Annotated in this window: 25 protein-coding genes and 1 tRNA gene; 12 read left to right on the top strand and 14 right to left on the bottom strand. The window is 69.4% G+C overall.

Features of this window, described 5'->3' with window-relative positions; all coding sequences use genetic code 11:
- Positions 1–3: 3 nt before the first annotated feature.
- The 4 genes from sufB to A37E_RS0106970 form a co-directional block, all read right to left on the bottom strand.
- Entirely contained in the window at positions 4–1488 is a 1485-nt protein-coding gene (gene sufB / locus A37E_RS0106955; protein WP_024281077.1) for a Fe-S cluster assembly protein SufB, read from the bottom strand.
- A 174-nt stretch (positions 1489–1662) separates the two neighbouring features.
- Positions 1663–1857 (bottom strand): 4Fe-4S binding protein, encoded by a 195-nt coding sequence (locus tag A37E_RS0106960; protein ID WP_029555939.1) that lies wholly within the window; start codon positions 1855–1857, stop codon positions 1663–1665.
- A 288-nt stretch (positions 1858–2145) separates the two neighbouring features.
- Complete coding sequence (gene nifA / locus A37E_RS0106965) at positions 2146–3924, bottom strand: nif-specific transcriptional activator NifA (RefSeq protein WP_029555940.1); 1779 nt, start codon at positions 3922–3924, stop codon at positions 2146–2148.
- 344 nt (positions 3925–4268) lie between these two features.
- Complete coding sequence (locus A37E_RS0106970) at positions 4269–6608, bottom strand: EAL domain-containing protein (protein WP_051678847.1); 2340 nt, start codon at positions 6606–6608, stop codon at positions 4269–4271.
- Between the two features lie 341 nt (positions 6609–6949).
- On the opposite strand from A37E_RS0106970, the gene coaBC reads away from it, so the two are divergent.
- The 4 genes from coaBC (at position 6950) to cysK (ending at position 10337) form a co-directional block, all read left to right on the top strand.
- Complete coding sequence (gene coaBC / locus A37E_RS0106975; protein ID WP_029555942.1) at positions 6950–8167, top strand: bifunctional phosphopantothenoylcysteine decarboxylase/phosphopantothenate--cysteine ligase CoaBC; 1218 nt, start codon at positions 6950–6952, stop codon at positions 8165–8167.
- Positions 8164–8628 carry a dUTP diphosphatase gene (gene dut, locus A37E_RS0106980; RefSeq protein WP_029555943.1) on the top strand — a complete coding sequence of 155 codons (465 nt, stop codon included), beginning with the start codon at positions 8164–8166 and terminating at the stop codon, positions 8626–8628. Before coaBC ends, dut begins: the two co-directional genes overlap by 4 nt.
- A gap of 74 nt (positions 8629–8702) precedes the next feature.
- Positions 8703–9143 carry an Rrf2 family transcriptional regulator gene (locus A37E_RS0106985; RefSeq protein WP_024281083.1) on the top strand — a complete coding sequence of 147 codons (441 nt, stop codon included), beginning with the start codon at positions 8703–8705 and terminating at the stop codon, positions 9141–9143.
- 210 nt (positions 9144–9353) lie between these two features.
- The gene (cysK, locus tag A37E_RS0106990; protein WP_024281084.1) at positions 9354–10337 is read left to right on the top strand and encodes a cysteine synthase A; all 984 of its coding nucleotides are present in this window, start codon (positions 9354–9356) and stop codon (positions 10335–10337) included.
- Here the strand turns inward: cysK and A37E_RS0106995 are convergent.
- Positions 10304–10609: a hypothetical protein gene (locus A37E_RS0106995; protein WP_029555945.1), complete on the bottom strand. Its 306-nt coding sequence runs from the start codon at positions 10607–10609 to the stop codon at positions 10304–10306. The genes cysK and A37E_RS0106995 overlap by 34 nt on opposite strands.
- A gap of 224 nt (positions 10610–10833) precedes the next feature.
- Between A37E_RS0106995 and A37E_RS27360 the strand changes: the two genes are divergently transcribed.
- Both A37E_RS27360 and A37E_RS0107005 read left to right on the top strand, forming a co-directional pair.
- Positions 10834–11217, top strand: coding sequence for a helix-turn-helix domain-containing protein (locus A37E_RS27360; protein ID WP_081837485.1), 384 nt, complete (start codon positions 10834–10836; stop codon positions 11215–11217).
- Positions 11218–11219: 2 nt separating this feature from the next.
- Positions 11220–11801, top strand: coding sequence for a DUF6456 domain-containing protein (locus A37E_RS0107005; protein ID WP_051678849.1), 582 nt, complete (start codon positions 11220–11222; stop codon positions 11799–11801).
- Position 11802: 1 nt separating this feature from the next.
- On the opposite strand, the gene A37E_RS0107010 is transcribed toward A37E_RS0107005, so the two are convergent.
- Positions 11803–13215: a pyridoxal-dependent decarboxylase gene (locus tag A37E_RS0107010; protein ID WP_029555948.1), complete on the bottom strand. Its 1413-nt coding sequence runs from the start codon at positions 13213–13215 to the stop codon at positions 11803–11805.
- Positions 13216–13576: 361 nt separating this feature from the next.
- Between A37E_RS0107010 and ilvD the strand changes: the two genes are divergently transcribed.
- On the top strand, positions 13577–15430 hold the full coding sequence (ilvD, locus tag A37E_RS0107015) for a dihydroxy-acid dehydratase (RefSeq protein ID WP_029555949.1): 1854 nt from the start codon (positions 13577–13579) through the stop codon (positions 15428–15430).
- A gap of 48 nt (positions 15431–15478) precedes the next feature.
- Here ilvD and A37E_RS0107020 read toward each other — a convergent pair whose 3' ends face one another.
- From A37E_RS0107020 to A37E_RS0107030, 3 genes are all read right to left on the bottom strand, one after another.
- Positions 15479–16483 carry a sensor domain-containing diguanylate cyclase gene (locus tag A37E_RS0107020; RefSeq protein WP_029555950.1) on the bottom strand — a complete coding sequence of 335 codons (1005 nt, stop codon included), beginning with the start codon at positions 16481–16483 and terminating at the stop codon, positions 15479–15481.
- A 381-nt stretch (positions 16484–16864) separates the two neighbouring features.
- Positions 16865–16940 (bottom strand) — tRNA-Ala (locus A37E_RS0107025).
- A gap of 156 nt (positions 16941–17096) precedes the next feature.
- Positions 17097–17492 (bottom strand): TIGR02300 family protein, encoded by a 396-nt coding sequence (locus tag A37E_RS0107030; RefSeq protein ID WP_029555951.1) that lies wholly within the window; start codon positions 17490–17492, stop codon positions 17097–17099.
- Between the two features lie 193 nt (positions 17493–17685).
- On the opposite strand from A37E_RS0107030, the gene aroA reads away from it, so the two are divergent.
- Positions 17686–19068 (top strand): 3-phosphoshikimate 1-carboxyvinyltransferase, encoded by a 1383-nt coding sequence (gene aroA / locus A37E_RS0107035; RefSeq protein ID WP_029555952.1) that lies wholly within the window; start codon positions 17686–17688, stop codon positions 19066–19068.
- 10 nt (positions 19069–19078) lie between these two features.
- Positions 19079–19699 carry a (d)CMP kinase gene (cmk, locus tag A37E_RS0107040; RefSeq protein ID WP_029555953.1) on the top strand — a complete coding sequence of 207 codons (621 nt, stop codon included), beginning with the start codon at positions 19079–19081 and terminating at the stop codon, positions 19697–19699.
- Here the strand turns inward: cmk and A37E_RS0107045 are convergent.
- The gene (locus A37E_RS0107045) at positions 19696–20679 is read right to left on the bottom strand and encodes an LLM class flavin-dependent oxidoreductase (RefSeq protein ID WP_029555954.1); all 984 of its coding nucleotides are present in this window, start codon (positions 20677–20679) and stop codon (positions 19696–19698) included. The genes cmk and A37E_RS0107045 overlap by 4 nt on opposite strands.
- A gap of 187 nt (positions 20680–20866) precedes the next feature.
- On the opposite strand from A37E_RS0107045, the gene A37E_RS0107050 reads away from it, so the two are divergent.
- Entirely contained in the window at positions 20867–21556 is a 690-nt protein-coding gene (locus A37E_RS0107050) for a fumarylacetoacetate hydrolase family protein (protein WP_029555955.1), read from the top strand.
- An 84-nt stretch (positions 21557–21640) separates the two neighbouring features.
- Here the strand turns inward: A37E_RS0107050 and A37E_RS0107055 are convergent, their stop codons facing one another.
- Complete coding sequence (locus A37E_RS0107055; RefSeq protein ID WP_029555956.1) at positions 21641–22846, bottom strand: beta-ketoacyl-[acyl-carrier-protein] synthase family protein; 1206 nt, start codon at positions 22844–22846, stop codon at positions 21641–21643.
- Positions 22843–23130: an acyl carrier protein gene (locus tag A37E_RS0107060; protein WP_024281096.1), complete on the bottom strand. Its 288-nt coding sequence runs from the start codon at positions 23128–23130 to the stop codon at positions 22843–22845. The genes A37E_RS0107055 and A37E_RS0107060 overlap by 4 nt, the downstream gene beginning before the upstream one ends.
- 179 nt (positions 23131–23309) lie before the next feature.
- On the opposite strand from A37E_RS0107060, the gene A37E_RS0107065 reads away from it, so the two are divergent.
- Together A37E_RS0107065 and A37E_RS0107070 are read left to right on the top strand one after the other, a co-directional pair.
- Positions 23310–23513, top strand: coding sequence for a hypothetical protein (locus A37E_RS0107065; protein ID WP_029555957.1), 204 nt, complete (start codon positions 23310–23312; stop codon positions 23511–23513).
- Positions 23514–24131 (top strand): cysteine hydrolase, encoded by a 618-nt coding sequence (locus A37E_RS0107070; protein ID WP_029555958.1) that lies wholly within the window; start codon positions 23514–23516, stop codon positions 24129–24131. It begins immediately after the preceding gene.
- Positions 24132–24165: 34 nt separating this feature from the next.
- Here the strand turns inward: A37E_RS0107070 and A37E_RS0107075 are convergent, their stop codons facing one another.
- On the bottom strand, positions 24166–25737 hold the full coding sequence (locus A37E_RS0107075; protein ID WP_029555959.1) for an FAD-dependent monooxygenase: 1572 nt from the start codon (positions 25735–25737) through the stop codon (positions 24166–24168).
- A 69-nt stretch (positions 25738–25806) separates the two neighbouring features.
- The gene (locus A37E_RS0107080) at positions 25807–26865 is read right to left on the bottom strand and encodes a tryptophan 7-halogenase (protein ID WP_051678850.1); all 1059 of its coding nucleotides are present in this window, start codon (positions 26863–26865) and stop codon (positions 25807–25809) included.
- Positions 26866–26869 lie beyond the last annotated feature (4 nt).

Raw genomic sequence — 26869 nt, forward strand, 5'->3', positions numbered from 1 at the left:
TCGTCAGCCGACGCTGCCTTCCAGGCTGATGGAAATGAGCTTCTGCGCCTCGACGGCGAATTCCATGGGAAGCTGCTGGAGCACATCCCGGACGAAGCCGTTCACCACGAGCGCGACGGCATCCTCCTGGGAGAGGCCGCGCTGCATGCAGTAGAACAGCATGTCTTCCGAGATCTTCGAGGTGGTGGCCTCGTGCTCGAACTGCGCCGTGGGGTTCTTGGCCTCGATATACGGCACGGTGTGCGCGCCGCAGAGGTCACCGATGAGGAGCGAGTCGCAATTGGTGAAGTTGCGGGCCCCGGCCGCCTTGCGGTGGGCCGAGACGAGGCCGCGATAGGTGTTGTTGGACTTGCCGGCCGAGATGCCCTTGGAAATGATCCGGCTCGTGGTGTTCTTGCCGAGATGGATCATCTTGGTGCCGGAATCCACCTGCTGGCGGCCGTTGGAAATGGCGATGGAATAGAACTCGCCGGAAGAGCCCTCGCCGCGCAGCACGCAGCTCGGATACTTCCAGGTGATGGCCGAGCCGGTCTCCACCTGCGTCCAGGAAATCTTGGAATTCTTACCGCGGCAGTCGCCGCGCTTGGTCACGAAATTGTAGATGCCGCCCTTGCCCTCGGCATCGCCGGGGTACCAGTTCTGGACGGTGGAATACTTGATCTCGGCATCATCGAGGGCGACAAGCTCCACCACGGCGGCGTGCAGCTGGTTCTCGTCGCGCATGGGCGCGGTGCAGCCTTCGAGATAAGAGACGTAGGAGCCCTTGTCGGCGATGATGAGGGTGCGCTCGAACTGGCCCGTATTCTTCTCGTTGATACGGAAGTAGGTGCTTAGCTCCATCGGGCAGCGCACGCCCGGCGGAATGTAGACGAACGAGCCGTCCGAGAACACCGCCTGGTTCAGCGTCGCATAGTAATTGTCGGTCGCCGGCACCACGCTGCCCAGATACTGCTTCACCAGATCGGGATGCTCGCGCAGGGCCTCAGAGATGGGCATGAAGATCACGCCCGCGGCCTTCAGCTCCTCCTTGAAGGTGGTGGCCACGGAGACGCTGTCGAACACCGCGTCCACGGCGATCTTCGGCCGCTCGCCCTCGGGGATTTCGACGCCGGCGAGAATCACCTGCTCGCGCAGCGGAATTCCGAGCTTTTCATAAGTCTTCAGGATTTCCGGATCGACCTCGTCGAGGGACTTCGGCGCCTTGAATTTCTTCGGCTGCGAATAATAGTAGAGGTCCTGGAAATCGATCTGCGGGTAGCTGACGCGCGCCCACTCCGGCTCCTGCATGGTGAGCCAGCGGGCGTAGGCGTCGAGGCGCCACTGCAGCATCCACTCCGGCTCTTCCTTCTTGGCCGAGATGAAGCGGATCACCTCTTCGGAAAGGCCCTTCGGCGCCTTCTCGGATTCGATGTTGGTCTCGAATCCGTATTTGTACTGGTCGACGTCGATGGAGCGAACCTGTTCGACTGTGTCCTGTACGGCCGCCATCTGGTCCTCCGTTCAACTGTCAGGCTGCGGCGCCGGGCGCCGCGCGCAGGGGGTGAGGAGCGGAGCCCGGACGGCTCCGATCTCGTATTCGGTGGAGGGAATGCCCGCCGGGACCAGCAGGGATGGGTCCGTGCGGAGCCGATCGGGCCGGCATCCCCGCCGCAGCGCCGGGGATCATGCCGGGACGCAGGTATTCTCCACCGGGCAGACCACGGCGCACTGGGGCTTGTCGAAATGCCCCTCGCACTCCGTGCACTTCTTGGGGTCGATCACATACATGTCCCGCTTGAGGCTGATGGCAGCATTCGGGCACTCGAACTCGCAGGCACCGCAAACGGTGCACTGGGACGCGACGATCTTGTAGGCCATGGGCTAGCTCCGCACTGTGCAGATTGGCAGGCGCAACCCCTCTTTCAAGCAACGTGCCATCGGGCAATGCTTTGATTTTTAATTGTTATTCTTCTGGGCCGGAGTCTCGGAGCGCTGTCGTTCACCCGACAAGGTGTCGCAAGTGCGACAGCGCGCGCGTCCTGTGTCCGGGGTGCCGGGCCTGATCGCCGGCCGCGTCCAGCCGGCACGAAAAAGCCCTCCCCGCCGGGCGGAGAGGGCTTTGTCGGTGCAGGTGCTGCCGGGACCGAGACCCGCGGCTGGGACCAATCAGAAGCGCTTGATCTCGATGTCGTGCTTCTTGAGGGCGTAGCCGATCTGGCGCGGCGTGAGGCCGAGCAGGCGCGCGGCCTTGGCCTGAACCCAGCCGGCCCGCTCCATCGCATCCACCAGCCGTTCGCGCTCGGACAATTCCTCGTCTGCGTCGGCAGCGCGCACCGGCATGGCCGGGGCGGACACGGGAACCGGTACGGTCAGCGGTGGCAGGCGCGGCACCGTGTTGGAATTGGCCGCCTCGCTGCTGATGGCGGAAAGCGGCGGCATCACCGGCAGGGGGATTTCCATGGGGCGGCGCGTCTGCGGCGCGTCCGCCGGGCTGCGCCACAGGAGCGCCGACAGGCATTCGTTGTGACGGCAGGCGAAGTCGTCGCCGACAATGTTGCCGCCCTGCGCCAGGGTGGCGGTCCGCTGCACGCAATTCTCCAGCTCGCGCACATTGCCGGGGAAGCCGCAGCCCATCAGCACGTCCATGGCGTCCTGATTGAAGTGCAGGTCGCGGCCGTTCTCGCGGTTGAAGCGGTCGAGGAATTCGTTGGCCAGGAGCGGGATGTCGCCGCGCCGGTCGCGCAGGGAGGGCACGATCACCGGGATGACGCTGATGCGGTAATAGAGGTCGGCGCGGAACTCGTTCTTGGCCACCGCCTCCTCGAGGTTCCGGTTGGTGGCGGCGACGACGCGCACGTTCACCTTGAGGGTGTGGCTGCCGCCGACCCGCTCGAACTCCTGTTCCTGCAGCACGCGCAGCAGCTTGGCCTGGAAGGCGGGCGAAATCTCGCCGATCTCGTCGAGGAAGAGCGTGCCCTTGTCGGCAAGTTCGAAGCGGCCCTTGCGCGCGCCGACGGCGCCGGTGAAGGCCCCCTTCTCATGGCCGAACAGCTCGGATTCCAGAACGGATTCGGGCAGCGCGGCGCAGTTGAGCTTGATGAACGGCCCCTTGGCGCGGGGCGAGAGCTCGTGGATGGCTTTCGCGATCAATTCCTTGCCGGTGCCCGATTCACCGCGCAGCAGCACCGGCGAATGGGACTTGGCGACGATCATGATCTTGTCGAGCAGCCCGCGGATCTCGCGGCTGTCACCGATGATGCCGTCCACATAGACGCGCTTGCGCTCGCGGCCGACGGTGGACGGCTTCAGCTCCAACAATTCCTTCTGCAGGCGGCCGCTTTCCGCCATCAGCCGCTCGCGATCGCGCGAGACGACGCGATGGAGCTGAACCGTCTGGCCGATGAGGTTCGCCACCATGGTGAGGAAGCGCACATCCGAATCGAGCCGGAACACGGAGCGGCCGTCCCATACGCGGTCGATGGTCAGCGTGCCGATGACCCGGGACGCGACACGGATCGGCACGCCGATGAAGGACACGCGCGTGTCCTCGCTGGCGCCGAGCGCCTGCGCATCGGCCTCGCTGAAGGCGGGGTGGGAGGCGACATTCTCGGCGATCAGCGGCACGGCCGTGGCGATCACCTGTCCGATGGCCTTTTCCGGCAGGCGCGCGCGGTAGCGCGCATCGGTGCCTTCGTTCCAGCCGCCGCCGACGGTGATGTCGGGAATGCCGTCATCTTCCAGCAGCGAAATCACGCCATGGCGCATCTGCATGAAGGACGACAGAAGATTAACCACGCTCGACAGCGTGGTTTCGAGGCGATTCGGGGCCGTCAGAATCTTCGAGATCTCGTAGATCCCGGTCAGAGCCACGTCGCTCAGTGAAACGAGGGGCACATGATGTCGAGGCTGCTCGCGCTCGATTTGCAACGCTTCCTGCTGAACCATGGTGCTCTCTCCATCACCTCAGGCACCGTCCCCACCCATTTTTGTCTGATTAGCGACACTTTGATTTAGTTTCATTCGCATGTCGTGCCCAAGGTGAGGGCAAGATTTGATGCTTGTTTGAGCACGGCCACGTCAATTGTCGCGTTTGCTGCGACAACTTGGCCATTTGCGGCGGCCATCGGGCGCCTGCTTGTCAGAGAAGGGACGAAATGGCCGTCTCGCCGGCAAAAAGATTTCGCGCTGCGAAATCACCGGCCCTCTACTTGCCGCAACTTTCCTCACAATGCCTTTCGCAGTGCAGCGTAAAGGACAGGGGACCGGCGTCCCCTTCAGTCACCCCACGCTCAGCGCGCCTCGAACAAGGCGAGGCGGGCGGCGGCCGTGTCCGGACGCTCGGCCCGCAGGAGAGCGGTCATCTCGGGCGCGGCGAGCGGGCGGAAGAACAGGAAGCCCTGCGCCAGCTCGCACCCGTTGTCGCGCAGGAACCGGGCCTGTCCCGCCGTCTCCAGCCCCTCGGCCACCACCCGCATGCCGAGCTTGCGGCCAAGCTCGATCACCGCGCAGACGATGGCGGTGTCGAAGGCATCGCGTTCGATGTCCTTCACGAAGCTCTGGTCGATCTTGATGGTGTCGATGGGCAATTGCTTGAGGTGGATGAGGCCGGCATAGCCGGTGCCGAAATCGTCGAGGGCCACGCGCACGCCCGCGCGGTTCAGCTCGTCGAGGATCGGCGCCACATGGTCGGAGCTGCGCCCGAGGAAGACGGTCTCGGTGATCTCCACGTCGAAATGGGACGGTTCCACGCCCGCGGCGTGGAATTGGCGCAGCAGGGTGGGCGCGAGGTCGCGGTTGGTGAACTGGGCGGGCGCAAGGTTGATGGCGACGCGGCCGCAATCGTAGCCAAGCTCGATCCAGCTGCGCACGTCGCTCGCCACCCGGCGCACCATGCGCTCGCCGATCAGCACCGCGAGTTCCGGGTCGGAGAGCGCGGCCTCGAAGGCGGAGGGCGAGAGGATGCTGTGCGGCGAGCGCCGCCAGCGCACCAGCGCCTCCACCCCGGCGAGGCGGCCCGTGATGAGCGACACCTTGGGCTGGTAGTAGGGCACGATCTCGTCATCGGCGAGGGCGCCGATCATGGCCCGGTTCAGCGCCACGCGCTCCAGCACCGCCTGTCGCATGGCCGGCGCGTAGACGACCACGCGGTTGCGGCCCTGCTGCTTGGCGGCATAGAGGGCGAGGTCGGCGTCTTTCATCAGCTCGCCATAGGTGCAATCGTGCTCGGGGCAGGCCGCGATGCCGACGCTCGCGCGCGTCGTGAAGTGCCGGCCCGCATGCAGCAGCGGCCGGCGCAGCTCGGAGAGGAGACTCTGGGCGAGGCGCCGGCCGAGCCCCACCGGGTCCGGCCCCTCGACGGCGCAGACGAATTCGTCGCCGCCGAGCCGGGCGATCAGGGCCGGCTGGTCGACGAGGGCGTCGAGCCGGTGCGCCGTCTCCATCAGCACCGCGTCGCCGGCATCGTGGCCCAGGGTGTCGTTGACGTCCTTGAGCCCGTCGAGATCCATCAGCAGCACGCAGATGCCCTGCCCCGGCTTGCGCCGGGCGAGCGCGGCCTCGAGGCCCTCGTGGAAGGCGGCCCGGTTGGGCAGGCCGGTGAGGGCGTCGTGGCTCGCCGCATAGCGCGCCTGCCGCTCGGCGGCGCGGCGGTCGGTGACGTCCACCAGGGCCGCGACGAGATTGGGCGAGGGGCCGGAGGGCGTCACCGCGGCCGCCAGCACCACCTGCCGTTCCTCGCCATCGGCGAGCGTCACCGTGGTTTCGAACTCGGTGGCGATGCCGTCGCGGCGCAGACGGTCGCGAAGCGACTGGGCATCCTTGCCGCCGAGCGCCGCGTCCCACAGGCCGCCGGCATCGGGCAGGTCGAAGGTCCCGCCGTAGAAGCGCCGCGCGGCCTCGTTGGACTTGATGTACCGCCCGTCCTCCAGCCGCGCCACCACCAGGGGAATGGGCACGGCCTCGAAGGTGTTCTCCAGGATGTCCTCGCTGGCGCGCAGCTTCTCGTTCGCCTCCCGCTCCGCCCGCACCACCGACCAGAAGCGCCGCTCCGTGCGGTTGGCACGGCCGGCGACGAGCGCCAGCATGGTGTTGAGCACGGCGACGGCGAGGGCGAGGCCCACCGCCATCTGCCAGCCTGTCGAACGGTCGAGATAGCCGAACAGCAACAGGGCGCTCGCCCCGAAGCCGCTGGAGACGAGCCAGCCGAACGGCAGGGGAACGGCCAGATAGAAGACCGTCGGCAGCAGCATCACCACGAACAGGGCGAGGTCGCTGTGCGAACTCACCAGCACCGCGATGGCCGCCGATATGCCCCAGAGCCAGACGAGGTAGATGGCAGTCATCCGTCCCGGCGTGGTCGCGACCTGAACCGCCACCAGGCAGAGCAGCGACAGCGCGACGACCACGAAACGCGCACTCACCGCCACCACGAAATGCCCGGTCCCGGCGAATCGCCAGTCGCTCAGCAGGAACAAAGCGTTGAGAATCACAGAGGCGGCGAACAGGAAACGCCCGTGGCGCCGGGCCTCTTCCAGGCAGGCGGCACGGAACTGCTGCTCCGTGGCCGGATCGACGAACTCGCCGCCAAACGCGCTGAGACGAGCGTCCCCAACGCCTCCAGCCCCGTCCAAGTTCCCGACCTGCCCCGTGATACCTCTCATGTGACAGATTCTAATGGTCAATTCCGCCCCGCGCCAGCACGCGAGGCGCGCGGGCGGCGGGTAATCGTACCGCCGGTCACGATTTTCTTCGCGCGTTTCTTTACATTCCCACGGCTCGACAGGTCGGAGACGCCAGGAATGTAATTTCGAGTAGCGATACACCCCGCAACTACTCTGGGCTGTACGGATCAGAATTCGCACCTGGATGCCTCCGCGGGATTACCGTTCGGGAGCAGGGCGCGTTGCATGGCGACCATTGCGTGCTGTACTGCGGCAGGACGACGCCGGGAGCGACGCCAAGGGAGCCGCCGATGCTGAAGGACAAGCGCATCCTCCTCCTCATCGGGGGTGGCATTGCCGCGTACAAGTGCCTCGAGCTGGCGCGCCGCCTGAAGGAGCGCGGCGCCACGGTCCGCGCCATCATGACCGAGGCGGCCGGGCGATTCGTGACGCCGCTGTCGGTGGGCGCGATCACCGGCGAGCGGGTATTCACCGACCTGTTCGATCTGACGGCCGAGCACGACATCGGCCACATTCGGCTGTCGCGGGAGGCGGACCTCCTGGTGGTGGCGCCGGCCACCGCCGATCTTCTGGCCCGCATGGCGCACGGCCTCGGCGACGACCTCGCCACCACCTGCCTGCTCGCCACCGACAAGCCGGTGCTCGTCGCCCCTGCCATGAACCCGCGCATGTGGGCGCATCCCGCCACCCGCCGCAACGTCGCCCAGCTCAAGGCGGACGGGGTTTCGGTGGTCGGTCCCAATTCGGGCGCGATGGCCGAACGCGGTGAGTTCGGCGAGGGCCGCATGGCGGAGCCCATGGAGATCCTCGCCGCCATCGAGGCCCATTTCGACGACGGTGCGTCGCAATTGCTCGCGGGAAGACGCGTCCTCGTCACCTCCGGCCCGACCCACGAGCCCATCGACCCGGTGCGCTACATCGCCAATCGCTCCTCCGGCAAGCAGGGCCATGCCATCGCCGCCGCAGCCCGCGCCGCCGGCGCCGAGGTGGTGCTGGTCTCCGGCCCGGCCGAGGCGGCGGACCCCGCGGGCGTGCGGGTGATCCATGTGGAGAGCGCCCGCGACATGCTGGCCGCCGTGGAAGAGAACCTGCCGGTGGACGCCGCCGTCTTCGCCGCGGCGGTCGCCGACTGGCGGGTGGCGGACGCGTCGGAACAGAAGATCAAGAAGGATGGCGGCGGCGCCCCCACCCTGACGCTGGTGGAGAATCCCGACATCCTCGCCTCGGTCTCGCGCCACCACACCCTGCGCCCGCGCCTGGTGGTCGGCTTCGCGGCGGAGACCGAGCAGGTGGTGGCCCATGCGCGCGACAAGCGCCTGCGCAAGGGCTGCGACTGGATCGTCGCCAATGACGTGTCCCCCGCCACCGGCATCATGGGGGGCGACAGCAACACCGTGCACCTCGTCACCGCCGCCGGCGTGGAGGATTGGCCCTCGGCCACCAAGGCCGAGGTCGCCCGCCACCTCGTCGCCCGCATCGCCGCCGAACTCTCGGGAACCCATCCGTGACATCGCCTTCCGTGAAGATCCAGCGCCTGCCCCACGCCGCCGGCCTGCCCCTGCCCGCCTATGCGACCCCCGGTGCCGCCGGCATGGACCTCGCCTGCGCCCTGCCGGCCGATGCGCCGCTCCTGCTGACGCCCGGCGCGCGCGCCGCCATTCCCACCGGCTTCGCCATCGCCCTGCCGGACGGCTACGAGGCGCAGGTGCGGCCGCGCTCGGGCCTCGCCAAGAACCACGGAGTCACCGTGTTGAATGCGCCGGGCACCGTGGATTGCGACTACCGGGGCGAGATCGCCGTGCTGCTCGTCAACCACGGCCGCGAGACCCTGGAAATCAGCCGCGGCATGCGGATCGCGCAGCTTGTCGTGGCGCCTGTCGTTCAAATAATGCTGGAAGAAATCGGAGAATTGAGCGAAACTGCACGCGGTTCCGGTGGTTTTGGATCCACAGGCCTCGGTTCCTCGTGATTTAGCCGTCGGTGGACGGCTGGGAGCAGTTTCATCTTTCGAGACGCCCGCCCTTAAAGGAAGCCGTCCCTCCGATGCCGCGCCTTTCCGACAAGAGCCTCCTCGCCATCGCCGCCGTGGTGGATGTGGCCGTCCATGCCCGTGGCGCACCGGTTGCCGCCAAGGCGCTGGCCGCCCGCCACGGACTTCCCCCCCGCCGGCTGGAGCCGGTGCTGCAGGCCCTCGTCCATGCCGGCGTCCTCAAGGGCGTGCGCGGCCCGCGCGGCGGCTACGAGCTGGCGCGGGAACGCCGCCGGGTCTCCGTGGCCGAGATCGTGCGGGTGGTTGAAGGCGCCGAGGAGGAGAAGGAAATCATCCTGCCGCCGCTGGTGACGGAAGTGGTCCAGCCCGCCGTGGCGGCGGCCGAGGATACGTTCGACACCGCCCTCGACGGCGTGACCCTCGAAGACCTGTGCCGCGCCGCCGACGACAAGGGCCACGGCTCCGAGCACGAGAGGATCGACTTCGCCATCTGAGGCCCGGCATCCGGGCCGGCGACGACCCGGCCGGACGCGCGGGAATCGACCCGGGTGCAGAAAAGGGTTCTAGTCCGCGAGCCAGAGTTCCCCCGAGGTAGAGCGTTCCCCACCCGCGAGGACAGGCCCCCGCCCTTTGTGCCGGACGCTGCGCGGCGCGCCGGGAGGCCCGCCCGGAGCAGACGAGACAAGACAAGAAGGAGATCGCCCATGGCACAACCTGCCGCCAAGATCGTGTCCTCCGCCCCCCTCGTGGGCCGGGGCAGGGTCTATGATTCCATCACCGAGACCATCGGCAACACGCCGCTGGTGCGGCTCAAGCGGCTGCCCGAGCTGCGCGGGGCCAAGGCGGACATTCTCGCCAAGCTCGAATTCTTCAATCCCATCAACAGCGTGAAGGACCGCATCGGCGTCGCCATGATCGACGCGATGGAAGAGGCCGGCGCGCTCGATGCGGACACCGTGCTGGTGGAGCCGACCTCCGGCAACACGGGCATCGCCCTCGCGTTCGTGGCGGCGGCGCGCGGCTACCGGCTCATCCTGGTCATGCCCGAGAGCATGTCCATCGAGCGCCGCAAGATGCTCACCCTGCTCGGCGCCGAACTGGTGCTGACCCCCGCCAATCTCGGCATGAAGGGCGCCGTGTCGCGGGCCGAGCAGATCATCGCCGAGATGCCCAAGGCGGTGATGCCCCAGCAGTTCAAGAACAAGGCGAACCCCGAGGTGCACCGTCGCACCACCGCCGAGGAAATCTGGAACGACACCAACGGCAAGGTGGACGCCGTGGTGGCCGGCGTCGGCACCGGCGGCACCATCACCGGCATCGGCCAGGTGCTGAAGCCCCGCAAGGCCTCGCTCAAGATGATCGCGGTAGAGCCGGAGGATTCCCCGGTGCTCTCCGGCGGCCCTCCCGGCCCGCACAAGATCCAGGGCATCGGCGCCGGCTTCGTGCCGGAGGTGCTCGACCGCTCGATCATCGACGAGGTGGTGACGGTGGGCAACCAGACCGCCTTCGACACCGCCCGCGCCCTCGCCCGCTATGAAGGCATTCCCGGCGGCATCTCCTCCGGTGCCGCCGTGGCGGCCGCTTTGGAGCTGGCGGTGCGGGACGACATGGCCGGCAAGACCATCGTCGCCATCGTCCCCTCCTTCGCCGAGCGCTATCTCTCGACCGCGCTGTTCGAAGGCCTCTGAGCCTCGGCCCGCGCCCCGGCACCGGCCGGGGCGCGGGCGCACTCTGCTTTCTGCCCAAGCCGCTGGAGCCGCAGCAGCGCCGCATGGCGGGCCGGATCATAGCCGGCACCCCCGGCCCGCGCTGCCTTTCGCGCAGCGCGCAGCGCCCGTGCGATGCCCGCCGGCCCCTCGCAGAACACGTCCAGCCCCCGCATCAGCCGCCCCACCTGCACATCGGCCGCCTCGGCCGCGAAGGCGTGCGCCCGTCTGCCCTTCCCATTCGCACCGGCCATGCCGCTCCTCCCTGATATCGGGCGATGCTGGAACGACGCTGGGGACAGGAGGATAAATTCCTATTTCGCAAGCCACGGGCAGCTGTATGATTATTCCGATATCCCACTGTTAAGACATAATTTTTTCGAAATAAACTACAAACTTAGGTTGCATTCTCTATCCGCCTCCTCTTGCAAGAGTAGATGATTGATGTAGGAATTTTTACCTACAGTGAGCGTCCCCGATGAGCCCCTTGCCCGCCGCCCCCTCGGTCGCCCGTCCGTCCGCCGGCCCCGTCCGCAGCTCGCGGCGGTGCCGCCCGCCCGGCCCGAAACCCTGCTGCCATCTGGCCGTCGCGGTGGCTGCGGCGGACGCCGGAATGACCGTGGAGGCGCTGCTCTCGCACAGCCGCTCCACGGCGCCGGTGGCGCTGGCGCGTCAGCTCGCCATGTATCTCGCCCATGTGGGGCTCGGCCTGCCGCAGGCGGCGGTGGCGGCGGCTTTCGGGCGGGATCGCTCCACCGTCGCCCATGCCTGCCGGCGCATTGAGGAATTGCGGGACGCCGCGGCGTTCGACCAGAAAGTGAGCCGGCTCGAAGCCTGCCTGCGCTGGGCGGCGGAGGCGTGAGAATGGCGACCTCCGGATCTGCAAGCGAAAGCGACGTGAAATCAGCACTTTCCGCCCGCCCCTCAGGGCGGGGCCGCCGCCGGGCGGCGGCGAAGCCGGCGGCGGACACGCCCGGCTTCAATCCGGCAGAAAGCCCGCTCGCGTGGCTGGCGCGGCGGCAGGGCAAGGACGGCCGGACCATGGTGGATGCGGCCCAGCTTCAGGCGGGGGAACGGCTCAGGGCCGATTTCACCCGCGCCAATCTCACCCCCCGCGTCACCAGCCGCTGGAGCGAGGTGTCGGGCGCCGGCACGCCGGAAGCCTTCACTGACATGGTGCTGGCGGCCAAGCTCCGGGTGTCCCGTGCGCTCACGGCGGTGGGGCCGGAGCTGTCCGGCGTATTGCTGGACGTCTGCTGCTTTCTCAAGGGGTTGGAGACGGTGGAGCGGGAACGCCGATGGCCGGCGCGCACCGCCAAGGTGGTGCTGTGCCTCGCCCTCGACCGCCTCGCCGCCCATTACGGGATCTCCGCCTCCACCACCGGCCGCGACCGGGCGCCGACCCGCGCCTGGCAGGCCCCGGAGGCCGCCGCGGCCGAAAGCTAAGTCAGGACAAGGCCCTGGCCGTATCGCGGATGATCTGGAAGGCGGCGTCCACGTCGCCTTCCGTCGTCTCCATCGCCCCGGCCTGGAAGCGGATGGCCAGATGGCCGTCGATGCGGGTGGGAGTGAGATAGAGATCGCCGCCGTCATTGATGGCGGTGAGCATCGCCAGCATGTGGGCGTCGAGGTCGCGCCCGTCGCCGGGATCGTGGCGGAAGGTGAAGAGGGAGAGCACCGGCGTGCTCGCCAGCGCGAAGCCCGGCTCCTGCGCGAGCCGAACTGCGAGCGCCTGCGACCAGCGCACATGGTTGCGCATCATCTCCCTGAGACCGTTAAGGCCATGGGCGCGCAACACAAACCAGAGCTTCAGCGCGCGGAAACGGCGGCCGAGCTGGACTGTCCATTCGCTGTAATTGGTGATGTCGTCGTGGCCGTGGGTCTTCAGATACTCCGGCTGGATGGACAGCGTGCGCAGGTGGTCGTCCACGCTCCTGAGGTAATGGGCGGAGCAATCGAACTGCACCCCCAGCCATTTGTGCGGATTGAGCACGATGCTGTCCGCCGCTTCCACCCCCGCCCACAGATCCCGGAACTCCGGGCAGATCATCGCAGTCCCCGCCCAGGCGGCATCCACATGCACGAACAGGCCATGCCGGTGCGCGATTCGGATGAGTTCAGGTGCCGAATCCATCGCGCCAGTGCCGGTTCCACCGATGCACAGTACGAGTCCGGCCGGCCGGTGTCCGGCGGCGAGGTCGGCGGCGATGGCGGCCTCCAGAGCGGCCGGGTCCATGCCCCGCAGCGGACCTTTCGTTGGTATCCGGATGAGGTTGTCATGGCCGATGCCCGACACCCATGCCGCCCGGTCGATGGAGGTATGAACTTCCGCTGAGGCATAGACCCGCAGCCGCTCCCGCCCCGACAGTCCGGTGGCGTTGCCGGTGAAGCCCAGCGCCCGCTCCCGCATGGTGAGGAAGGCGCAGAGGGTGGCGGAAGAGGCGGAATCCTGGATCACGCCGGTGAAATCCGCCGGCAGGCCCACCGCCTGCCGCAGCCAGTCCAGCGCCACGCCCTCCAGCTCGGTCGCGGCCGGGGAGGTCTGCCACAGCAGGCATTGCGCGCCCATGGCGGAGGACAGCATCTCCGCGATCACGCTGGCGGGGCTGGCGTTGGCGGGGAAGTAGGCGAAAAAGCGCGGGTGCTGCCAGTGGGTCATGCCCGGCACGATGATGCGGCGGAAATCGGCGAAGAGCGCATCCATGGGCTCCGCGTCTTCCGGCGGGCTTTCCGGAAGCTGGGCCGCGATCTCGCCGGGCTTCGTGCGGGCGCGGACGGGCTGGTCCCGCAGCGTCTCGCGATAGTCCGCCGCGAAGGTCGCCGCCTCGTGCGCCCAATGGCGGAAGGTGTCCCCGTCCATCTCCCCGACCATGTCCCGTTCCGTCCTCGTCACGCGCAGAGGGCCGGACATAGCCGACTTCACCGGCGCGGCAAACGCGCGGGTCCGCCGCAGCCGGCTTGAGCGGGGCAGGTCCCCCGCCCGCCCGCCCTCCCGCCTTCGTGTCCGCCGCGGCCCCTTCTCCGTGCTAGTGTCTCTGGGGAAAGGGCTTTCCCCGGAGGCTCCGGCGCACTAAGACGGCGCGAAAGCTCCGGACGCAGGCGGCTGCAGCCCGCCGACGCGGAGCCCAGAAGACCGCAAGAGACGACCTGACCACAAGACGCGCCCAAGACACGCAAGACGCGACGCAACGGCGCGACGCAAGAACGAGGCCCGCGAGGATATGCCCCAGTACCGCTCCCGCACGTCCACCCACGGCCGCAACATGGCCGGCGCCCGCGGCCTGTGGCGCGCCACCGGCATGAAGGACGGCGATTTCGGCAAGCCGATCATCGCGGTGGTGAACTCCTTCACCCAGTTCGTGCCCGGCCACGTGCACCTGAAGGATCTCGGCCAGCTGGTGGCCCGCGAGATCGAGAAGGCCGGCGGCGTCGCTAAGGAATTCAACACCATCGCGGTGGATGACGGCATCGCCATGGGCCATGACGGCATGCTCTATTCGCTGCCGTCGCGCGAGATCATCGCCGACAGCGTGGAGTACATGGTCAACGCGCACTGCGCCGACGCCATGGTCTGCATTTCCAACTGCGACAAGATCACCCCCGGCATGCTGATGGCCGCCATGCGCCTCAACATCCCGGCCGTGTTCGTCTCCGGCGGCCCCATGGAGGCCGGCAAGGTGCTGCTCTCCACCGGCGAGCGGAAGGTGGACCTCATCGACGCCATGATCTCGGCCGCCGACGACAAGGTGTCGGACGCCGACGTGACGGTGATGGAGCGCTCCGCCTGCCCCACCTGCGGCTCCTGCTCCGGCATGTTCACTGCCAATTCCATGAACTGCCTCACCGAGGCGCTGGGCCTCGCGCTGCCGGGCAACGGCTCGGTGCTCGCCACCCATGCCGATCGCGAGCGGCTGTTCGTGGAGGCCGGCCACCTCATCGTCGATCTCGCCCGCCGCTATTACGAGCAGGACGACGCCAGCGTGCTGCCGCGCGCCATCGCCTCGTTCAAGGCGTTCGAGAACGCCATGACGCTGGACATCTCCATGGGCGGCTCCACCAACACGGTGCTGCATCTGCTCGCCGCCGCCAACGAGGGCGAAGTGCCCTTCACCATGGCCGACATCGACCGCCTCTCCCGGCGCGTCCCGGTGCTGTGCAAGGTCGCGCCCGCCGTCGCCAACATCCACATGGAGGACGTGCACCGCGCCGGTGGCATCATGGCCATCCTCGGCGAGCTGGATCGTGGCGGCCTGATCCATACCGACCTGCCCACCGTGCACGCGCCGACCATGGCCGATGCGCTGGACCGCTGGGACGTGAAGCGCACCAAGAGCGAGAGCGTCGCCACCTTCTTCCGCGCGGCGCCCGGCGGCGTGCCCACCCAGGTCGCGTTCAGCCAGTCCCGCCGCTGGGACGACCTCGACCTCGACCGCGAGGCTGGCGTCATCCGCGATGACGAGCACGCCTATTCCAAGGATGGCGGCCTCGCCGTGCTCTACGGCAACATCGCGCTGGACGGCTGCATCGTGAAGACGGCGGGCGTGGACGCCTCCATCCTGAAGTTCACCGGCAAGGCCCGCATCTTCGAGAGCCAGGACGCGGCGGTGGAGGCCATCCTCTCCACCGGGCGCATCCAGCCCGGCGACGTGGTGCTGATCCGCTATGAGGGGCCGCGCGGCGGGCCGGGCATGCAGGAAATGCTCTATCCGACCTCCTATCTGAAGTCGAAGGGCCTCGGGAAGGCGTGCGCGCTGGTCACGGACGGGCGCTTCTCGGGCGGCTCCTCGGGCCTCTCCATCGGCCATTGCTCGCCGGAAGCGGCGGAAGGCGGCAATATCGGCCTCGTGGAAGAGGGCGACACCATCGAGATCGATATCCCGAACCGCGTCATCCGCGTGGCGGTGTCCGACGAGGTGCTGGCCGAGCGCCGCGCCAAGATGGAAGCCAAGGGCGCCGCCGCCTGGAAGCCGGAGAACCGCAAGCGCGTCGTCTCCCAGGCCCTCCAGGCCTATGCGGCCCTGACCACCTCCGCCGCCCGCGGCGCGGTGCGCGACGTGAACAACATCCGCCGCTGAACGCAAACGGCGGCGGGCCTCCTCCCGCCGCCACCGCCGCCGGGCCGGTCAGCCCAAGGTGCTGCGGCGATAGAGATCGCGGCCGCCGTCCTTTGCCGCGTAGAGCGCGGCATCCGCCGCCGCGAACAGGTCGGCAAGATTCTCGCCCCGCGCGGTGGCCCCGCCGATGCTCGCCGTCACCCGGCCGCCGGAGGGATGGGGAATGTTCTCCGCCCTCAGCGCCGCCAGCAGCGCGGCCCCCACCGCATCGCAGCCGGCCTCGTCGGTATCGGGCAGGATCACCGCGAATTCCTCGCCGCCATAGCGCGCCGCCGTGTCCTGCGCCCGGGCCGGCTGCCGCGCCAGCATGCCGCCGATGGCGGCCAGCACCGCATCCCCCGCCTGATGGCCCCACAGATCGTTCACCACCTTGAAGTGGTCGACGTCGATCACCAGCAGCGACAGCGGGCCGGCGAGGCGCTGGGCCCGGCGCACCGCGCGCTCCAGCGCCGCGTCGAAGCTGCGCCGGTTGGGCAGGCCGGTGAGGTCATCCACCTGAGATTTGCGCGCGAGATCGAGATTGAGGCGCAGCAGCTCCACCTCGTCGGCCGCCACCGCCGCGAGGTCCAGCAGAGGGCCGAAGTCGAACGCCTCCTGGTCCCGCGCCTCCCGCCCCATCACGCACAGCGAGCCGATGACCAGCTCGGGCGCCACCATCAGCGGCGCACCGGCATAGAAGCGCAGCGGCAGGTGCGCCACGGCGGGATGGCCGGCGAGGCGCGGATCGCACGTCATGTCGCCGATCACCAGCGGCGCGCCGCTCTCCACCATCACGTTGCAGAGGCTGTCGCGGCGGGGGACGCTCGCCGGCACGAGAGCCGACGTGCGCGATTTCTGCCACTGGTGGGTCGCGTCGATGAGGCTGAGGAAGGCGACGTCCGCCCCGTAGAGCCGGCGCGCCAACCGGGTCAGGCGGTCGAATCGCTCGTCCGGCGGGCTATCCATGAGGCCGCATGTCGCAAGGACGGCGAGGCGGTCGGCCTCGTTGGCGGGGGCGGCGGGGGGTGTCCACACGGGCTGGGGACCTCGATCGATGGCGCTGGGGCGGGCGGACCGGTCGGCGGCGAAGGTGGGGATAACTCGTGCCGAGGCTGGCAGGTTCCCCCCCGCCGGCGCAACGGGCGGGGGGAGGCGCACAGGCGCCCGCACAACCTGGAAGCGTGCCGCCCCTATTAGGCTGGAGATGGGCGGCGCGGGACGGATGATTCGCGGAGGGGAGGCCTGCGAATCGCAAGATGATTCGCGGGTGCGGCAATGGCGCCTTAAGCAGACACATCGAATCGCGCGCAACGCACCTGATCGCGGGGACGTCCCTGCGGGACCTATGGATGGGATGTCACGGGAGGGAGAAAAACCCGGAAAAGCCTACTTGGTGCTTCAGGCCGGGTAGAAATTTGGTGGAGCCAGGCGGAATCGAACCGCCGACCTCTTGAATGCCATTCAAGCGCTCTCCCAACTGAGCTATGGCCCCACCGGGCCGCGGGCTGCGCACTTTCCGCTCGAACACCAAGGTCGAAAAACCTCGGCAGAAGAGCCAGTTAGCGCGCCGGGAAGTCCCGCGGCGGGGTGCCCGGCGACTCATGTCCGCCGAGCGAGAGCGGCCTTAAAGCACAGGCCGCGTCGGGTATCAAGCCTCTTCGTCGTCTTCGAGGCCCTCACCGATCAGATCGGAGACGTCGTCCCCATCATCTTCGTCTTCTTCGAGGAACGTGTCGTCGTCACCGGCCTCGATGTCGTCGTCCACGTCCACGTCGTCACCGACCACCACCTTGGTGGGGGCCGCAGCTTCCTCGTCGGCTTCCTCGAGGCTGATGACCTCGGCCTCGGCCTCCTCGCCATCCGCCTCTTCGGCGACGGCTGCACGCGGCTCGGCGCGGCTGGCGCCGCGGGCTGCGGGTTCAAAATATGACCTCGGATAGGATTCCCCCGTGAACGGCGACACGATGGGGTCCTTGTTGAGGTCGTAAAACTTGCGCCCCGTGACAGGACAGATGCGCTTGGTGCCGAGTTCGGGCTTCGCCACGGCAAAGTTCCTCGGGAGCTGTATAAGGAGCGTGCTCCATTGGCGTTTCGCCCGCGCCCTGTCAAGCGCAGATCGTCATGGCGTCGCAACAGCGTGACGCCGCGGGCGGGGGCGTGCTAGACGACGGCCCGCAACGAACATGCGGCGATCGCCCCGGCCAAGGCCTGCGGCAGACCGCCCGAGCGAGGCAGGAATGGCCCATCCCGAACCCGCAACCGCAGGCGCAGCCGAGGCTCATGGCCACGGCACGGGCGAGGCCCGCCCCGCCACCGGGCGCCGCTCCCCCGCTTTGTCGGGCCGGGTCCGGGTGCCGGGCGACAAGTCGGTCTCCCACCGGGCGCTCATTTTCGGGCTGTTCGCGGAAGGCACCACCCACATCACCGGCCTGCTCGAAGGCGAGGATGTGCTGAATACCGCCAAGGCCTGCGCCGCGCTGGGCGCCTGCGTCACCCGCACCGGCGAGGGCGCCTGGGAGGTGACGGGCACCGGCGGGCGCGGCCTTGCCTCCCCCGCCGCCCCGCTGGATTTCGGAAATTCCGGCACCGGCGTGCGGCTGATGATGGGCGCGGTGGCGGGCCAGCACGTCATCGCCGGCTTCGACGGGGATGCAAGCCTGCGCCGCCGGCCCATGAAGCGCGTGCTCGATCCCCTCGCCCAGATGGGCGTCGAGGTGGTGGCGTCGGCCGAGGGCGGTCGCCTGCCGCTCACCCTGAAGGGCAGCAGCGCGACGAAAGCCATCACCTACGAGACCCCGGTGCCCTCCGCGCAGGTGAAGTCCGCCGTGCTGCTCGCCGGCCTCGGCGCCGAAGGCGAGACGGTGGTGATCGAGCGCGAGGCCACCCGCGACCATACCGAGCGGATGCTGGCGCATTTCGGCGCGAAGATATCCGTCGAACCCCACGGCGCCCATGGCCGCCGCATCACGCTGAAGGGCCGTCCGCACCTCGTCGCCGCGCCGGTGGACGTGCCGGCTGATCCCTCCTCCGCCGCCTTCCCGCTGGTGGCGGCGCTGATCGTGCCCGGCTCCGACGTCATCCTCACCGACGTGATGATGAACCCGCTGCGCACCGGCCTCATCACCACCCTCCTCGAAATGGGCGCGGACATCACAATCGTCGCCGAGCGCACCGAGGGCGGCGAGCGCGTGGCGGACCTCCGGGTGCGCCATTCCCGCCTGAAGGGCGTGGAGGTGCCGCCCGAGCGGGCGCCGGCCATGATCGACGAATATCCCGTCCTCGCCGTCGCCGCGGCCTTTGCCGAGGGCACGACGGCCATGCGCGGCCTGTCCGAGCTGCGGGTGAAGGAGAGCGACCGCCTCGCCGCCGTGGCGGCCGGCCTTGCCGCCTGCGGCATCGCCCATGAGGTGAAGGGCGACGACCTGCTCGTCACCGGCGCCGCCACGGTCAAGGGCGGCGGGCCGGTGGAGACCCACATGGATCACCGCATCGCCATGTCCTTCCTGGTCCTGGGGCTTGCCAGCACGGACGGCGTGAGCGTGGACGACGTGGCCTTCATCGCCACCTCCTTCCCCACCTTCATGCCCATGATGCGCGGCCTCGGCGCCGTCATCGACTGACGGGGCAGCCATGGTCATCGCCATCGACGGGCCGGCGGCGTCCGGCAAGGGCACGCTCGCCCGGCGGCTCGCCGCGCATTACGGCCTGCCGCATCTGGACACCGGCCTGCTCTACCGGGCGGTCGGGGCGCGCTGCCTCGCCGACGGCCGCCTCGGCGATGAGGCGGCGTCGGTCGAAGCCGCGCAGAGCCTCGACGTCTCGGCGCTGGACCCGGACGCGCTGCGCACGGCGGAGCTGGGCGAGGCGGCATCGGTCGTGGCCGCCCGGCCGGGCGTTCGGGCCGCTCTTCTGGACTTGCAACGCCGCTTCGCCGGGCAGCCGGGCGGGGCGGTGCTGGACGGGCGCGACATCGGCACCGTCATCTGCCCGGACGCGCCGGCCAAGCTGTTCGTCACCGCGCGGCCGGAGGTGCGGGCCGACCGGCGCTTCCGCGAGCTGGTCGGCCGGGGCGAAGAGATCACCTATGACGCCGTTCTGGCGGACATCCTGAAGCGCGACGAGCGCGATTCCGGCCGCTCCAGCGCGCCCCTCCTCAAGGCGGACGACGCCGTGCTGCTCGACACCTCCGACCTCGGCATCGAGGCCGCCTTCGCGGCGGCGCTCGCCATCGTCGAGGCGCGCCGGGGCTAGGTCACGAGGGAAAGCTGCGGGCGGATGCGGGCGGCGAACGCCTCCAGATCCGCGAGACGCTTGTCAAAGGCGGGCGCCAGCGGCTTCAGGACCAGCGCACGCGGCGCCAGCCCGCGCTCCAACGCCGCCACCTGTTCCACCACGTCCGCCTCGGTGCCGATCAGCGAATCCGCGATCATCCGGTCGAGATCGAACCATGGCGCCCAGTCCGGGCGCACCTTTTCCGTGGTCGCCTTCATGCGCTCGACGAACGGGGCGAGGAAGGCGCGCGCCTCCTCCTGCGCCCGTTCCCGGCTGTCGGCGAGGTGGAGGAAGCGCAGCAGGGTCAGGCACCGTCCCGCACCGGGGGCGGCAGCACGATACTGCCGGACGCTCTCCGCAATGCCGGCGAGGGGAAAGGGCGGCGCCGCCATGATGCCGTAGCCGCGCCGGGCGGCGAGGGCCACCGTCTCGGCCGTCGCCGAGGCGATGTGGATGGGCACGGGCGCCTGAAGCGGACGCGGCACCAGCTCAAGGCCATTGACCTTGAAGAAGGCCCCGTCGCGGGTCACGGGACCGCCATCCAGCAGCGCGGCGACGAGATCGAGCGCTTCCAGCATCCGGCCGCGGCTTTCCTCCCTGGCCACGCCGAAATGCGCCTCGTGAAGGGGAAACGGCCCGCCGCGCGCGACCCCGAGTTCGAGCCGGCCACCGGACAGAATGTCCACGGTGGCCGCGTCCTCGGCCACGCTGACGGGATGGTGCAGCGGCAACAGCACCGCCGCGGCGCCGAGCCGGATGCGTGTGGTGCGGCCGGCGAGATAGGCGAGGATGGCGAGGCAGGAGGGGCTCGCCGCCTGCGGATTGAAATGATGCTCGGCGATCCACGCTTCCTCGAAGCCGAGCGCCTCCACCCGCTCAACCAGTGCGGTCTGCTCGGCATAGGCGGCGGCATAGTCCTGGCGGGGGTTTTCATAGGTGCAGAAGAGGCCCAGTCGCATGGCAATCCCCGGAGCGGAATGAGCGGGCGCCGACCTGCGGCCGGCACTCCGCATGAAATGACGCTATATTAATTTGAATATAGCTTTGGCGCCATGCTCCGGCCCCGCCGACCCGCGCTGCGACGTTTCGCCCTTTTCTCCCCGGCGGCGGCGCCCTATTCAGGACGCCGAAACTCCGGAGCGCCCCATGGCCAGCTACGTCTTCCAGCCCCAGCCCCATCCGCATCTGCCCATCGTCGGCAGCGACGCGGTCTTCCCGGTGCATCGCATCTATTGCGTCGGCCGCAACTTCGCCGACCATGCGGTGGAGATGGGCCACGACCCCAACAAGGAGCCGCCCTTCTTCTTCCAGAAGAATCCGGACACGCTGGTGCGCTCGGGCTCGACCATCTCCTATCCCAAGCTCACCAAGGACCTGCACCACGAGGTGGAGCTGGTGGTGGCGCTGAAGGAAGGCGGCGAGGACATTCCGGTGGAGCGGGCGCTCGACCATGTGTTCGGCTACGGCGTCGGCCTTGACCTGACCCGGCGCGACCTGCAGGGCGAGGCGAAGAAGCTCGGCCGCCCGTGGGAAACCGGCAAGGCCTTCGAGGAGTCCGCCCCCTGCTCGGCCATCCTGCCGGTGGCCACCGCCGGGCACCCCGGCGCCGGCCGCATCTTCCTGAAGATCAACGACCGGATGAAGCAGGAAGGCAACCTCAACCAGATGATCTGGAAGGTGCCGGAGATGATCGCGACCCTCTCCACCCTGTTCCGCCTCGCCCCCGGCGACCTCATCTTCGCCGGCACCCCGGCGGGCGTCGGCCCCGTGCACAAGGGTGACGTGCTGGAAGGCGGCGTCGAGGGCGTCGGCGAGATCCGCCTGACGGTGGACTGATCGGCAAGGTCGGTGAACCGGCCCGTGACGTCGTCACGGGCCTCGGCCAGCCGGCGCGGCGCCTGAGCGACCCGCCCGGCGGCTTCAGGCGGCCCTGATCGCGAGCACCGCGTTCAGGCCGCCGAAGGCGAAGGCGTTCACCAAAGCGATTTCCGCCGAGGCCGCCCGTGTCGCGTTGGGCACGCAATCCACGTCGCACTCGGGATCGGGCTCGCGGAAATTCAGCGTGGGCGGCAGGAAGCCGTTGCGCATGCCCAGCAGCGCCGCCGTCACGCCCAGCGCCCCCGAAGCGCCGAAGCAGTGGCCGGTCATGGATTTCAGCGACGACACCGGCACCTTGGCCAGCCGGTCGCCGAGCACCGTGCGCAGCGAGGTGGTCTCGGTCTTGTCGTTCAGCACCGTTCCGGTGCCGTGGGCCGCGACATAATCCACCGCGCCGGCATCCAACCCCGCGTCGTCGAGCGCCGTGGCAATGGCGCGGGCGGTGCTCGAGGCATCGGGCGCCGTGAGGTCCGCGCCATCGGCGGTCATGCCGAAGCCCAGCACCTCGCCGAGGATGGTGGCGCCACGGGCGCGCGCCCGCTCCATCTCCTCCAGCACCAGCACGGCCGCGCCTTCACCCAGCACCAGCCCGCTGCGATCCTTGGAGAAGGGGCGGCAGGTGTCTGCCGCCAGCACGCGCAGCGCTTCCCAGCTTTTCACCATGCCCAGCGTCAGCGGGGCCTCGCAGCCGCCGGTCACGGCCATGTCCAGCATTCCGCCGCGGATCATCTGGAACGCCAGGCCAATGGCGTGGGAGGCGGAGGAGCAGGCCGAGGCGGTGCTGAAGCTCGGACCGGTGATACGGTAGGCCATGGAAATCTGGCTGGCCGCGGACGAGGGCATGACGCGCGGCACGGTGAAGGGCAGAGGGCGCGTGCCGTCGCGCAGGATGCGCACATAGCCCTCTTCCAGCGTCTGGCAGCCCACCGCCGCGCCGAAGATAACGCCGGCCTTCTGCGGCGATACACCCTCGGTGGCGCCGGCCGCCTCGGTCATCGCTTCCGCCGCCGCAAGCAGGGCGAACTGGCCGGACCGGTCGATGGTGGAAATCTGCCGCGGATTGAAGTGCGCCTCGGCGGAATAGCCGGGCACCTCCCCGACCACCCGCGTCTTCACCTGATCCTGCGGGACCAGCGTGAGCGGCCCGATACCGCCGCGCCCCTCCTGCAAGGCCGCGAGGTGGGCGGGAATGCCGAGGCCGAGGGCGGAAACGGCACCGATGCCGGTAATGGCGACCCTGCGGCTCATCGGGCCGGCTGCGCTGTGGAAACCTTGCCGCTCCGCGCGTCGATGAGCTGCTCGACGGCTTCGAGCAAGGCGAAGACCTTCACGTCATTGCTTTCGAGCACACCTTGGGACGGCACCTCGATACCAAAGCGTTCCTCGATCTTGAAGATCAGCTCCACCATATCGAGCGACCCGATCCCGAGGTCCGCGACGCTGGTTTCGGCGTCGATGATGGTCGGATCGATGGATGCCTCTTCCGCGATGACCGCGAGGATTTCGGCCCTGCGTCCGCTGAATTCCGCCACGCAACTTCTCCGTACCCGGTCCACGGCGGCGGTGCCGCCGTCACCCCCTCCGGGAGGGGCTAAAATGCACAGCAGCACCGGGGCTGTCCACCTGCCGCCGCGTCGAGGGCCGGAACCCGCCCGCGCGCCGTGCCGTTGAGCCCGACAAGCCCGCCGGTTGCGGGCGGCGAGGAGGCGCCATGACGCTTGAACCGCGACTCGTTTCCGAGACCGACGCGACCCGCCTCGGCGTCATGCCCGGCTGGTGGGCCCTAGCCCCGGACGGCACGCCCGTCGCTGGCCCCTATCCGACCCAGGAAGCCGCCATCGTCGGCATCGGCAAGCGCGGGGCTGATCAGCCCACGGGCAGGGCCGGCCAGAGCGGCCCGCCGCCGGAGGAATGAATGGGACAGGGCCTGAACCGCGCCATCGGCCCGCGTACGGTGCATCTGTGCGTGGACATGCAGCACTTGTTCTCCCCCGGCGGGCCATGGCCGACGCCGTGGGCGCCGCGCATCCTGCCCGTCATCGTCGAACTGGCGGCCCGCGCGCCCGGGCGCACGCTGTTTTCCCGCTTCATCCCGCCCCATGCGCCCGAGGCCCTGCCCGGAAGCTGGCGCCATCTCTACGGAAAGTGGCGCGAGGTGACGCAGCAGGAGCTGGCGCCGGAGCTTCTGGAACTGGTGCCGGAGCTTAAGCGCTTCACACCGCCGGCGCGGCTCATCGACAAGACGCGCTATTCGGCGTTTTCGTCCCCGACCCTGCTGCCGACGCTCGCCCATCTCGGCGCCGACACGCTGGTGCTTTCAGGCGCGGAGACGGATGTCTGCATCCTCGCCACCCTCTTCGATGCGGTGGACTACGGCTACCGCGTGGTGGTGGCGCGGGATGCGGTCTGCTCGTCCTCCGATGCCGGGCACGACGCGGTGCTGGGCATGCTGTCGCAGCGCCTATCGATGCAGGTGGAAGTGGCGGATGCGCAGGACATCCTCTCCGCCTGGCGCACCGACGCCGCCGCGTAAGGCGGGCCGCCCCCACGGTCGTCCTACGTCCTGATTACCGCCGCAAGCCCAGCTTCAGCCCATAGGCGGTGAGCGCCGTCTCGTGGCCCGAATCGGCCCTCAGGCCCACATGGCCATCCGGCCGCACTACCAGCAGGGTGATGCCGGAGATGCCGAGCCGCGCCGCATCGTCGGCGGAGAGGCTGGCGACCCCCGGCCCGCCGCCCGTCACCGCCGCCGCGAAGCTGGCGCCGTAGAGGGGAGCGGCGCAGCGCTCGGCCAGCGCATGGTAGAGGCCGGCGAGCGTTTCGCCGCTGGCGCGCTCGCCGCCCAGCAGCAGGAGGGTGTGGCCGGTGCGGTTGACGAGATCGTCCAGCATCAGCGCCGCGCCGTCCGCCGTGCCCACCGCGATGCGGTCGGGCAGGCGCTGGCCGGGGGCCAGTCCCGGACCCGCATCGCCCGCCACGATGGGCGAGGCGGCATAGTCCACGTCCAGCTCGGCCTCGGCCACCGCCTCGTGGTGGCGCGTCTGCGGATCGGCGAGCACCTCGCGGATGATGGCATTGCGCGCCTGCCGGTCGGCGGCGTCCTTCAGCATCTGGGCGCTGTCGGCCTCGTCGCCGGAGGCGGTGATGCGCTGGGCCACCGGGCGGCGCTCGGCCTCGTAGCTGTCGAGCAGGGTGTCGGCGCAATGGCCCTGCGCCACCAGAGCGAGCTTCCAGGCGAGGTTGAAGGCGTCCTGGATGCCGCTGTTCATGCCGTGCCCCTGGATGGGGCTGCAGGTGTGCGCGGCATCGCCCGCCAGCAGCAGGCGGCCGGACCGGTAGTGCTGCGCCACCCGCGTGTAGCACTGGAAGCGGACGGGGTTGGCGACATCCACGAAGCGCGAAGCCGGCAGATAGCGCGCGAGGGTTTCCGACGCGTCCGCCACGAGATCGCTGTCCGGCCCGCTCGGCCGCACATAGGCGCGCCAGCGCTCGCCCGGCAAGGCGGTGAGGATGAGCGGGATCTCGTCCAGAAAGGCGTAGTTCGCCTCGAAGGCGTGGGGGAAGTCGGTGAGGGTGGCGTCGAACACCGCCCACGGCTCCTCGATGGGGTGGCCATCCTGCCCGATGCCGGCGAGGGTGCGCACGGCGCTGCGGTGGCCGTCGCAGCCCACCACCCAGCGGGCGCGGATCACCTTGGTTTCGCCGCCGCTCTCCAGCATGGCGACGACGCCGTCGCCATGCGCCTCCAGGTCCACGAGCTTGGTGCCGCGCGTCACCCCGCCGCCGAGGCGGACGAGGTAATCGGTGAGGATCTGCTCCGTCACCTCCTCGGAGATGCCGAGATTGAAGCCGTAGCGGCTGCCGGCGAGGCCGAGATCGATCTCGCCCAGCACCGTCCCGTCCGCATGGATGCGGGCGACGCGCTGCTTCACCCCGGCATCGAGCAGGGCGTCGGCGAGGCCGAGGTGGTCGAACACCTCGATGGAGCGCGGATGCACCACGGTGGCGCGGTCCCAGGCCAGCGGTGCGTCGTGGGCGTCGATGATGAGGCTGTCCACGCCCCGCCGCTTCAGCTCGGCACCGAGCAGCAGCCCGGTAGGGCCGGCCCCCACCACCAGGACGGTCACGTCAGGAACCACGGCGCTCTCCCCTTTTCCGGCAATGGAGCACGGCCAAGCTGAAACGCAAAGGGGGGCGGGTTCGGGGGCTCAGGCCGGCGGGGGCTGGCGGCGCCGGGACCAGAAGGGCGCGTCGCGCCAGCGGGTTTCCATCAGGGCGTAATGGCGGCCGAGGTCGGCCGTCTCGCCCTTAAGCGTGCGGTAGTCCTCGTCCCAGCCGGTGAAGGCCGAGCCATCCCCGGCCAGTTCATCCGCCACCAGCCCGCCGGCGCGCGCGCCCATGAGGATGGCGGCGGAGATGCCCTGCGAGGACAAGGGATCGAATGTCATGGCCGCATCCCCCGCCGCGCACCAGCGCGGGCCGTGGAGGATGCGCAAGGCTGCGGGTTCTGCCGGGTAGGTCCGGGGCACGGCCGCGCCGGCCCCCGCCCCCGCGAGGCGCCCCATGTGAAGCGTTTCCGACAGCCGCCGCGCCCACCCGGCGACGCCATCGCCGAGCAGGTCGGCATCGGTGAGGAAAGCGAGGACGCGCCGGCCGCCGGGCAGCGGCGTCGTGTACCACCAGCCGTCCGCCACCGCCTCCACGCTCGTGCCGCGATAGGGGTCGACATCAGCCAATGTCGCCACCAGCGCCACCTGACGGTCGAAGGCCTCCCGCCCCGAGCCCATGTGCCGCGCGACGGCGGCGGCCCGCCCGGTGGCGTCCAGCGCGAAGCTCGCGGCGAGGCGCCGGCCGTCCCGCAGCGTGATGTTCCAGCCATCGGAAGCGGCGGCGATGGTCTCCAGCCGCCCCGCCACCAAAGTTGCGCCGGCCGCCTCGGCACGGGCGCGGGCATCGGCATCGAAGCGGGCGCGATCGAGCAGCCAGCCGCCGCCGAGGGGATTGGCGAGGAAATCCGTTTCGATGAGATCGTCACTGCCCCAGCAGGAGCGGGTGCCGTAGGCGGGAAGGTGACGGTCCTCGTCCAGCAGTCCCGGCCCGAAGGCGGCGTCCACCAGCCCCGCCATGCCCGGCGGCAGGCTCTCCCCCGGCCACACTTGGGAGCGCGCATCGTGGAGCAGCACCACCCGCAGCCCCCGGCCCGCCGCGGCGATGGCGGCGGCGGAACCGGCCGGGCCGGCGCCCGCCACGAGCAGATCGCAAATCATCCCG

This window comes from Xanthobacter sp. 91 (assembly GCF_000702385.1).
In the GTDB taxonomy this organism is placed as follows: domain Bacteria; phylum Pseudomonadota; class Alphaproteobacteria; order Rhizobiales; family Xanthobacteraceae; genus Xanthobacter; species Xanthobacter aminoxidans.